Annotated in this window: 6 protein-coding genes; 2 read left to right on the top strand and 4 right to left on the bottom strand. The window is 70.4% G+C overall.

The annotated features are described in order from the left end of the window. Positions 1–56 precede the first annotated feature (56 nt). From LG396_RS17020 to metH, 4 genes are all read right to left on the bottom strand, one after another. Positions 57–1,658, bottom strand: a complete 1,602-nt coding sequence (locus LG396_RS17020) for an ABC transporter substrate-binding protein (protein WP_225795386.1) — start codon at positions 1,656–1,658, stop codon at positions 57–59. A gap of 59 nt (positions 1,659–1,717) precedes the next feature. Beyond that, positions 1,718–3,322 carry an ABC transporter substrate-binding protein gene (locus LG396_RS17025; protein ID WP_225795387.1) on the bottom strand — a complete coding sequence of 535 codons (1,605 nt, stop codon included), beginning with the start codon at positions 3,320–3,322 and terminating at the stop codon, positions 1,718–1,720. A 340-nt stretch (positions 3,323–3,662) separates the two neighbouring features. Continuing rightward, positions 3,663–4,397 (bottom strand): HAD family hydrolase, encoded by a 735-nt coding sequence (locus LG396_RS17030; protein WP_018852840.1) that lies wholly within the window; start codon positions 4,395–4,397, stop codon positions 3,663–3,665. Between the two features lie 168 nt (positions 4,398–4,565). After that, positions 4,566–8,105 (bottom strand): methionine synthase, encoded by a 3,540-nt coding sequence (metH, locus tag LG396_RS17035; RefSeq protein WP_130455533.1) that lies wholly within the window; start codon positions 8,103–8,105, stop codon positions 4,566–4,568. Between the two features lie 258 nt (positions 8,106–8,363). Here metH and LG396_RS17040 point away from each other — a divergent pair, with 258 nt between their 5' ends. Next, entirely contained in the window at positions 8,364–9,128 is a 765-nt protein-coding gene (locus tag LG396_RS17040; RefSeq protein WP_037751010.1) for an IclR family transcriptional regulator, read from the top strand. A gap of 188 nt (positions 9,129–9,316) precedes the next feature. After that, positions 9,317–10,114 carry an MIP/aquaporin family protein gene (locus tag LG396_RS17045; protein ID WP_037730005.1) on the top strand — a complete coding sequence of 266 codons (798 nt, stop codon included), beginning with the start codon at positions 9,317–9,319 and terminating at the stop codon, positions 10,112–10,114. Positions 10,115–10,220: the final 106 nt, after the last annotated feature.

The raw sequence follows: 10,220 nt of genomic DNA on the forward strand, positions 1-10,220 counted from the left end.
GGGAGCCCCGCCGCGCAGGGCTCCCGGTTCCGTACGGCGTCAGGCGGTGCCGCGGGTCACTCCGAGCCCTTCGAGATCTCCCAGAAGCGGAAGACCGTCGAGGCGTCGAGCGTCCACTCCAGGCCGAGGATGTTCTCCCGCGCGGCCGCGTACTGCTTGCCCTGCCACAGCGGTATCACCGGGAGCTGGTCGGCGACGATGTCCTGCAGCTCGCCGTAGGCGTCCACCGTGGCCGTACGCTCCGACTGCCCGGCGGCCGCCGGGATCAGCTCGCTGGTGATGCGGCCCGGCTGGTAGTTGTTGGCCAGCACGTTGCCGTCGCCGAAGAAGGGCGAGGTGAAGTTGTCGGGGTCCGGGTAGTCCGGCACCCAGCCCTTGACGTAGACGCCGTACGCGCCCTTCTCGACGCCCTGCTCGAAGTCGTCCAGCGGCACGGACTCCACGTCCGCCTCGAACAGGCCGCTGGCGTTGAGCTGCTCGGCGATCAGCTCGAAGGAGGGCACCGTGCCGGGCCCGTAGCGCTCGGGCGTGGCGTGCAGCGTCACCTTCACCTTCTGGTCGATGCCCGCCTGGCGCAGCACCTGTTCGGCCCTGGCCGGGTCGGGGCGGTCGCCGTAGGTGTCGTAGAAGGCGGTGTTGTGGCCGGTGATGCCGGCCGGGACGATCGAGTACAGCTCCTCGGCCGTGCCCTGGTAGACCTCGCGGACCAGCGCGTTGCGGTCGATGAGGTACGCGAACGCCTTGCGCACCGCCGGGTTGCCGGCGACCGGGTCGTCCATGTTGAAGACCAGGTGCTGGACCTCGGCGCTGGTGCCCTCGACGAGCTGGATCTTCTGGCCGGCTCCGGCCTGGTCCTGCAGCTCGGCGATGTCCTTCATCGCCAGGCCGCGGTAGGCCAGGTCGATGTCGCCGCTCTCCAGGTCCTCCTTCAGCTTGTCGTCGCCGCCGGTGCCGCCGTAGAGCTTCAGCGTCATCCCGGAGTTCTGCACCTTGGCGGTGCCCTTGTAGCCGGAGTTGACGGAGAAGTCGGCCTCCTTGCCCTCCTGGTAGGAGTCCAGCTTGTACGGCCCCGACCCGATGGCCTTGTCGTCGTCGCGCAGCTTGTCCTTCGGGTAGGACTCGCTGTCGACGATCGAGCCGGCGCCGGAGGCGATCTTCATGGGGAAGGTCGCGTCGGGGTAGTCCAGCCGGAACGTCACGGTCAGCTCGTCGGGCGTCTCGATCCCGCCGATCGAGTCGAGCATGACGGCGGGGCCGTCGGGGTCGTCGATGGCGATGGTGCGCTCGAAGGAGAACTTCACGTCCTCGGAGGTGAGTTCGGAGCCGTCGGAGAACTTCAGCCCGTCCTGCAGCTTGCAGGTGTAGACGCGGCTGTCGGAGTCCTCGAAGCTGCACTCCTCCGCCGCCTCGGGCTCGGGTTCCGTGGACCCCTTGGGGAAGCTCAGCAGGGACTGGAAGACGTTGTTGAACACCAGCCAGGAGCCGGGGTCGTAGCCCGCCGCGGGGTCGATGGCGGTGACCTTGTCGGTCATTCCCATCACGACCGCGTCGCCGGAGCCGGCCCCCGATCCGGAGTCCGAGCCGCAGCCGACAGCGAGCAGTACGGTGGCCATGGCGGCGCCGAGGGGTGGGGCGAGCCGCGGGACAGCCTTCTTCACGTGTGTGGGTTCCTTCACTCGGGTCGGTTCTTGGCCCGGCGCGGCACCGCCGGTGGCCCCTACTCGCTCAGCCCGCGCCGCAGCTCCCAGAGCTGCAGCGTCGACGACGAGTTGAGCGCCCACTCCGCCCCCGTGACGGTGTCGCGCGCCGCGATGTACTGCTTGCCCTGCCAGAGCGGGAGGTACGGGACGTCGGTCGCGAGGACGTCCTGCACCCGCTCGAAGCTGTCCGTCGTGCGCTCCCGCTGCGCCTCCTGGCGGGTCCGCGGGATCAGGTCCTCGATGACGGAGCTCTCGTAGTTGTTGTAGGTGAAGTTCTCCTCGCCGACGAACGGCGCGGTGAACGTGTCGGGGTCGGGGAAGTCGGGGTACCAGTGCAGGCCGTAGACGGCGTACCGGTTCTCCGCGTAGTTCTTCTTGTACGTCTCCCAGGTCTCGCCCTTGATGGTCACGTCGAAGAGGCCGGACTTGTTGAGCTGGTCGCGCAGCTCTTCGAACTCCGCCTTCGTCGTCTCGCTGTAGTGGTCCGTGGTGTAGTTCAGGGTCAGCTCGACGGGGGTCTCGACGCCCGCCTCCCGGAGCAGCTCGCGGGCGGCGTCGGGGTCCGGGCGGTCGCCGTAGGAGTCGTGGAACGCCGTGTTGTGGCCGATGATGCCGCGCGGGATCATCGCGTACAGCGGCTCGACGGTGCGCTGGTAGACGTCGCGCGCGAGCTTCGTCCTGTCGATCACCTCGGCCGTCGCCTGGCGCACGGCCCGGTCCTTCACGGTCGGGTTCTCCACGTCGAAGACGAGGTAGGCGATCTCCGCGCCGGGCGTCTCGAAGAGGCTGACGTCGCCGTCGGCGCCCTCGTCGAGGCGGTTGATCTGCTCGGGCTTCAGGCTGCGGCCCATCACGTCGATGTCGCCGCCGGAGATGGCGTCCTCCATGTGCTGGGAGGTGTCGAAGTAGCGGACCTCGACGCCGTCGTTCTGCGGCTCGACCTCGCCCTTGTAGTCGCCGTTGCCGGTGTAGACGGCCTTGGTGGCGACGTCGTCCTCGTGCTCGACCTTCAGGCTGTACGGGCCGGAGCCGGCGATCTCGAAGCCCTCGTAGAGCTTGTCCTTCTCGTAGACCTCGCTGTCGACGATGGCGGCGGCCGGGGTGGCGAGCTTGAGGGGGAACGTCGCGTCCGGCGTCTTGAGGTGGAAGACCACGGTCAGCTCGTCGGGGGTCTCCACCGTGTCGACGTTGGCGAGCAGCGGGAAGGGGCCGTTGGGGTTCTTGATCTTCAGCATCCGCTCGACGGAGAACTTGACGTCCTCGGCCGTGAGGTCGTGCCCGTTGGTGAAGGTGAGGCCGTCGCGGAGGGTGCAGCGGTACTGCTCGCTGAGCCGGTCGGCGAAGGCGCACCGCTCGGCGGCGTCCGGCTCGGGCTCCGAACCCGTACGCGGCATGCGCATCAGCGTCTGGAAGGTGTTCTGCAGGATGTTCCAGGAGTTGATGTCGTACGCGGTGGCGGGGTCGAGGGGGGCGGGGTTCTCCTCGGTCAGCTCCAGCTTGTCGGTCGTGCCCACCACGATCGCGTCGCCGTCTCCGCCGGAGCCGCCCACCATGCCGCAGGAGGCAAGAACCGGGACCAGCATGCCCAGCAGCGCGGGCAGCACCAACGACTTACGAATCATGGTCGACTTTCTCCCTCGGGCGTCCCCGGAGAGATTAGCCGGAGCACCCAGCCGGGCTGGGCCGCAGGGAAGTTGAGAAAGAATCACGTGCCGATTACGCCCGGCACCCTTCCGATAACCGGACGCGGGAACAATGGCCGCGAACCCGAATCAAACCGGGCACAGGGCGGCACTCCGCCGGACCCCGGAGACGGGTCCAGCACACCGCCGCTCACCTGTCGAGAGCTGTGCGCGTGAGAAAGCTCACCTCGGCGAATCCGCGCCGTGACGCAGCAATGGGGTAACGGCTTTCGTCACGCAAAATACATGAACCGCTGCGCGGAGTTTCCCCGCCGCTTTCTCACTGGAGGCGCTCGACTACGGAGCGGAGAAAGGGGAGATCGACTTCCGTGAGGGAACCGACGAGGTGCCGCCCCGGCGCGGGGTCGATCGGCGCCACCGACGGCACCGCCACGACGGCGCAGCCGGCCGCCTCCGCCGCCGTCACGCCGGTGAGGGTGTCCTCGACCACGGCGCAGCGCCGCGGATCGGCCCCGAGGGCGGCCGCGGCGTGCAGGTACGGGTCGGGGTGCGGCTTCGTCCGCGCGATCTCGTCGCCCGCCACGGAGAGGTGGAACTCGTGCCCGAGCGAGCGCAGCACCCGGTCGATGATGCGCCGGTGGGACGCGGAGACCAGGGCCGTGGGCACGTCGTGCGCGGCGAGTTCGAGGAGCAGCCGCCGGGCGCCGGGCATGAGGGGCACGTCGCCGTCGATCAGCTCCTCGAAGCGGGTGTTGAGGCGGACGGTCAGCTCGGGCAGGCCGATGTCGGCACCGGTGGTGGCGATGAGGTACGCGGCGCTGCGCGACATCGGTCCGCCGACGACGACCTGGCGCTGCTCCTCGGTCAGCTCGTGGCCGAACTCGGCGAAGACCGAGACCTCGGCGGCCCACCAGAAGCCCTCGGTGTCGACCAGGGTGCCGTCCATGTCGAGCAGTACGGCCTGCGGGGTCGTACCGCGGATGGACCGCACGCGGCGGGCCGGGGCGGTGCTCTGAGCCGTTCGGGTGCCTTCAGCGGGAATGCTGCTGGTCATCCGCTCACCTCCCTCGAAGGGGCGCAAAGGCCGGCCGCCAGAAGCGACCGGCCTGTTCCGGACCGACCAGTGTATGCCGACTGTCCGAAAAGCGCCCGTGGAGCGCCCTTCTGGGCCCTTTTCGGACAGCGGCCGGGTGCGCGGGTACGGGCCGGGCGCCGGCGGCGCTCAGCGGGCGTTGAAGTACTTCGCCTCCGGGTGGTGGATGACGATCGCGTCCGTGGACTGCTCCGGGTGCAGCTGGAACTCCTCGGAGAGCTTCACCCCGATCCGCTCCGGCTCCAGCAGCTCGGCGATCTTCGCCCGGTCCTCCAGGTCCGGGCACGCGCCGTAGCCGAGGGAGAACCGGGCGCCGCGGTACTTCAGCGCGAACATGTCCTCGATCTCGGCCGGGTCCTCGCCGCCGTAGCCCAGCTCGGCGCGTACCCGCGCGTGCCAGTACTCCGCCAGCGCCTCGGCGAGCTGCACGGAGAGGCCGTGCAGCTCCAGGTACTCGCGGTAGGAGTCGGCGGCGAACAGCTCGGCCGTGGCCTCGCCGATCCTGGACCCGACGGTGACGATCTGGAAGCCGACGACGTCCGTCTCGCCGGAGTCCTCCGGGCGGAAGAAGTCCGCCAGGCACAGCCGCCGGCCGCGCCGCTGCCGCGGGAAGGTGAAGCGGGTGCGCTCGGCGCCGTCGTCGCCGAGGACGATCAGGTCGTCGCCCTTGGAGACGCAGGGGAAGTAGCCGTAGACGACGGCCGCCTCCAGCAGGTTGCCGGTCTGCAGCCGGTCCAGCAGCCCGCGCAGCCGCGGCCTGCCCTCGGTGGCGACCAGGTCCTCGTACGACGGACCGCTGCCGCGCGGCGCCTTCAGCCCCCACTGGCCCTTGAAGAGCGCGCCCTCGTCCAGCCAGGAGGCGTAGTCGGCCTGCTGGATGCCCTTGACGACGCGGGTGCCCCAGAACGGCGGGGCGGGCACGGGGTTGTCGGTGGCCACGTCGGAGCGGGCGGGGGCGTCCTCCTCCTCGCCGGCGGGTGCGGCGGCGCTCGCGCGCACCCGGCGGGGGCGCAGCTCGGGCAGCTCGGCGCCGGGGACGCCGCGCTTGACGCCGATGAGGGCGTCCATGAGCCGCAGCCCCTCGAAGGCGTCGCGGGCGTAGCGGACCTCGCCCTCGTAGACCTCGTGCAGGTCCTGCTCGACGTACGCGCGGGTGAGCGCCGCGCCGCCGAGGATCACGGGGTACCGGGAGGCCAGCCGGCGCTGGTTCAGCTCCTCCAGGTTCTCCTTCATGATCACGGTGGACTTCACCAGCAGCCCGGACATCCCGATCACGTCGGCCGCGTGCTCCTCGGCGGCCTCGAGGATCGCCGAGACGGGCTGCTTGATGCCGAGGTTGACCACGTTGTAGCCGTTGTTGGACAGGATGATGTCGACGAGGTTCTTGCCGATGTCGTGGACGTCGCCGCGCACGGTGGCCAGCACGATCGTGCCCTTGCCGGAGTTGCCCTCGCCGTCCTCGACCTTCTCCATGTGCGGCTCCAGGTAGGCCACCGCGGTCTTCATCACCTCGGCGGACTGGAGCACGAACGGGAGCTGCATCTGCCCGGAGCCGAACAGCTCGCCGACGGTCTTCATGCCGTCGAGCAGCGTCTCGTTGACGATGTCCAGCGCCGGCCGCTCGGCGAGCGCGGTGTCGAGGTCGGCCTCCAGGCCGTTCTTCTCGCCGTCGATGATGCGCCGCTTCAGCCGCTCCTCCAGCGGCAGTGCGGCCAGCTCCTCGGCCTTGCCGGCCTTCATCGACTTGGTGTCGACGCCCTCGAACAGCTCCAGCAGGCGCTGCAGCGGGTCGTACGCGGGCTCGTCGCCCGCGGCCGGCCGGCGCCGGTCGTGGATGAGGTCCAGGCAGACCTGCACCTGCTCCTCCTCCAGCCGGGCGATCGGCAGGATCTTGCTGGCGTGCACGATCGCCGAGTCCAGGCCGGCCTTCACGCACTCGTCGAGGAAGACGGAGTTGAGGACGACCCGGGCGGCCGGGTTGAGGCCGAAGGAGATGTTCGACAGCCCGAGCGTGGTCTGCACGTCGGGGTGGCGGCGCTTGAGTTCGCGGATGGCCTCGATGGTGGCGAGGCCGTCGCCGCGGGACTCCTCCTGGCCGGTGCAGATGGTGAACGTCAGGCAGTCGATGAGGATGTCGGACTCGTGGATGCCCCAGTTGCCGGTGAGGTCCTCGATGAGCCGCTCGGCGATGGCGACCTTGTGCTCCGCGGTACGGGCCTGGCCCTCCTCGTCGATGGTCAGTGCCATCAGGGCGGCGCCGTGCTCGCGGGCGAGGGTGGCGACGCGCGCGAAGCGGGACTCGGGGCCGTCGCCGTCCTCGTAGTTGACGGAGTTGATGACGGCCCGGCCGCCCAGCTTCTCCAGCCCGGCGCGGATCACCTCGACCTCGGTGGAGTCCAGCACGATGGGCAGCGTGGAGGCGGTGGCGAACCGGCCCGCCAGCTCTGCCATGTCTGCGGCGCCGTCGCGGCCGACGTAGTCGACGCACAGGTCGAGCATGTGGGCGCCCTCGCGGATCTGGTCGCGGGCCATCTCCACGCAGTCGTCCCAGCGGCCTTCGAGCATGGCGGTGCGGAACTTCTTCGAGCCGTTGGCGTTGGTGCGCTCGCCGATCGCCAGGTACGAGGTGTCCTGCCGGAACGGCACCGTCTGGTACAGCGACGCGGCCCCCGGCTCGGGCCGGGGCCGGCGCTCGGCCGGCTCCATGTCCCGTACCCGCTCGGTGAGCTGCCGCAGGTGCTCCGGGGTGGTGCCGCAGCAGCCGCCGACCAGGGACAGGCCGTACTCGCGGACGAACGTCTCCTGGGCGTCGGCCAGTTCGCCCGGGGTCAGCGGGTAGTGGGCGCCGTCCTTGCCGAGGACCGGCAGGCCCGCGTTGGGCATGCAGGACAGCGGCACCCGGGAGTGCCGGGCGAGGTAGCGCAGGTGCTCGCTCATCTCGGCCGGGCCGGTGGCGCAGTTGAGCCCGATCATGTCGATGCCCAGCGGCTCCAGCGCGGTGAGCGCGGCGCCGATCTCGCTGCCGAGGAGCATGGCGCCGGTCGTCTCGACGGTCACCGAGCAGATCAGCGGCAGGTCCACGCCGGTGGCGGCGAGCGCGCGGCGGGCGCCGAGGACGGCGGCCTTGGTCTGCAGCAGGTCCTGGGTGGTCTCGACGAGGAGCGCGTCGGCGCCGCCGGCGATCATGCCCTCGGCATTCTGCTGGTAGGCGTCGCGCAGCGTGTCGTACGCGATGTGGCCGAGGGTCGGCAGCTTGGTGCCGGGGCCCATGGAGCCGAGGACCCAGCGCTGCCGGGCGTCGCCGGCGGTGTGGGCGTCGGCGGACTCGCGGGCGATGCGTACGCCGGACTCGGACAGCTCGAAGATCCGGTCCGCGATGTCGTACTCGCCGAGGGCGGCGTGGTTGGCGCCGAAGGTGTTGGTCTCCACGCAGTCCACGCCGGCCGCGAAGTACTCGTCGTGCACCGAGCGCACGATGTCGGGGCGGGTGACGTTGAGGATCTCGTTGCAGCCCTCGAGTTGCTGGAAGTCCGCCAGCGTGGGCTCCTGGGCCTGGAGCATGGTGCCCATGGCACCGTCGGCCACCACCACGCGGGTGGCGAGGGCCTCCCGGAGCGCGTCGGCGCGGGTCTGCTGGCTGGCGGCGGGCTGGGGCGGCTGCGAGGCCATGGGGATACTCCCTCGTGTGCGACGGCTGTCGGCTATGCGCGGCCCGCGAGGACCGGTGCACGGGCCCAGCGTATCGGCCGGAGCCGGTCCGGGGCGGGCCGTCCCACGAGCCGGACGGTGCGGGTTTGCGGGGTTTTCCGGCAGACTCGTGCCCGATCCGCACTTCCGGGGTCTTCCCCGACCACCCCCCTGCGGCCTGACAATGACCGATACTGTTCAGCATTGTCGAACTGCCGGTCTCGTTGAGGAGGATCTTCCGTGGCACGGAACATCCAGTCGCTCGAGCGAGCGGCTGCGGTGCTGCGCCTGCTGGCCGGAGGAGAGCGGCGCCTGGGGCTGTCGGACGTCGCCTCGACCCTCGGCCTGGCCAAGGGCACGGCGCACGGCATCCTGCGCACGCTGCAGCAGGAGGGCTTCGTCGAGCAGGACCCGGTCTCCGGGCGCTACCAGCTCGGCGCGGAGCTGCTCCGCCTGGGCAACAGCTACCTGGACGTCCACGAGCTGCGCGCCCGGGCCCTGCCCTGGACCGACGACCTGGCCAGGGCCAGCGGCGAGAGCGTCCACCTGGGCGTGCTGCACCACCAGGGCGTGCTCATCGTCCACCACGTCTTCCGGCCGGACGACAGCCGGCAGGTGCTGGAGATCGGCGCCATGCAGCCGCTGCACAGCACGGCGCTGGGCAAGGTCCTGTGCGCGGTGGACCCGGTGGCGCACGCCGAGGCCGCGGAGGGCGACCGCCAGGCGCTCACGCCCGCCACGGTCACCGAGGCGGCCGACTTCGAACGGATCCTGGAGCTGACCCGCGCCCGCGGCTGGGGCTCGGACGTCGAGGAGACCTGGGACGGCATCGCCTCGGTCGCCGCCCCCGTACGCGACCGCCGCGGCATGCCCGTCGGCGCCGTGGGCGTCACGGGTGCGGTGGAGCGGGTCTGCCCCGGCGGTGAGCTGCGGCCGGACCTGGTGGCGGCGGTGCGCGACTGCGCCCGGGCGGTGGCCAGGGACCTGGGCGCCGGGCGCTTCTGAGCCGCGCGCGACTCCTCCGTTCGGCCGATTCCCCGATTTCCCCTCACCGGGCCTTGACGTGCCTGTGACGTGGCGGAACACTGCCGTGCACCGGTCGGCATTGTCGAACACCTGACGACATATTTGACGTATGGTGTTACGCGGACCGGATTCCGCGTACGGACCAGCCCGGACAAAGGAGTCGCAGGATGGACCCGTCCAATTGGGACATTTTCTCTGGTGAGGTAGTGGGAACTGCCTTGCTGATCGTTCTCGGTGGCGGCGTGGTTGCCGCCATCACCTTCAAGAAGTCCAAGGCACACCAGGCGGGCTGGGTCGCGATCGCGTTCGGCTGGGGTCTCGCGGTCCTCACCGGCGCCTACGCGGTCGCCGGCGTCTCCGGCGCCCACCTGAACCCCGCGGTGACCCTCGGGCTTGCGATCAAGGGCGACACCGACTGGGGTGACGTACCGCTCTACCTCGCCTCCGAGATGCTCGGTGCCATGATCGGCGCCGCGTTCGTCTGGCTGGCCTACTACGGCCAGTTCCACGACCACCTGACCGACAAGGAAGTCGTCGGCCACCTGGAGAACGCGGACACGAAGGCGATCGAGGCACACGAGAAGGGCGCGGGCCCGGTGCTCGGCATATTCTCCACCGGCCCCGAGATCCGCAACACCGTGCAGAACATGATGACGGAGATCATCGCCACCTTCGTCCTGGTCATCGCGATCCTCACCCAGGGCCTCAATGACGAGGGCAACGGGCTCGGCCCCCTCGGCGTGCTGATCACGGCGCTGGTGGTTGTCAGCATCGGTCTCTCGCTCGGTGGCCCCACGGGTTACGCCATCAACCCCGCGCGCGACCTCGGGCCGCGCATCGTCCACTACCTCCTGCCGCTGCCCAACAAGGGCGGCTCGGACTGGACCTACGCGTGGATTCCCGTCGTCGGCCCGCTGCTCGGCGGCGCCGCGGCCGGCGGGCTCTACCAGGCCGTCTTCGCCTGAGCCGGCACGTCCCGCCCGCCCACCGGGCGGGACGGCGCAGGGCACCACCTCGACCCACGCCGAACCAACGACGTATCGGAGCGACATGACCGACGCACACACTGCA

Origin of the sequence: Streptomyces aculeolatus, assembly GCF_020400605.1 — a bacterium.
In the GTDB taxonomy this organism is placed as follows: domain Bacteria; phylum Actinomycetota; class Actinomycetes; order Streptomycetales; family Streptomycetaceae; genus Streptomyces; species Streptomyces aculeolatus.

Excerpts from the sequence above, each read along its gene's own strand:
- LG396_RS17025 (WP_225795387.1), bottom strand. The coding sequence starts at position 3,322 with ATGATTCGTAAGTCGTTGGTGCTGCCCGCGCTGCTGGGCATGCTGGTC.
- LG396_RS17030 (WP_018852840.1), bottom strand. The coding sequence starts at position 4,397 with ATGACCAGCAGCATTCCCGCTGAAGGCACCCGAACGGCTCAGAGCACC.
- metH (WP_130455533.1), bottom strand. The coding sequence starts at position 8,105 with ATGGCCTCGCAGCCGCCCCAGCCCGCCGCCAGCCAGCAGACCCGCGCC.
- LG396_RS17045 (WP_037730005.1), top strand. The coding sequence starts at position 9,317 with ATGGACCCGTCCAATTGGGACATTTTCTCTGGTGAGGTAGTGGGAACT.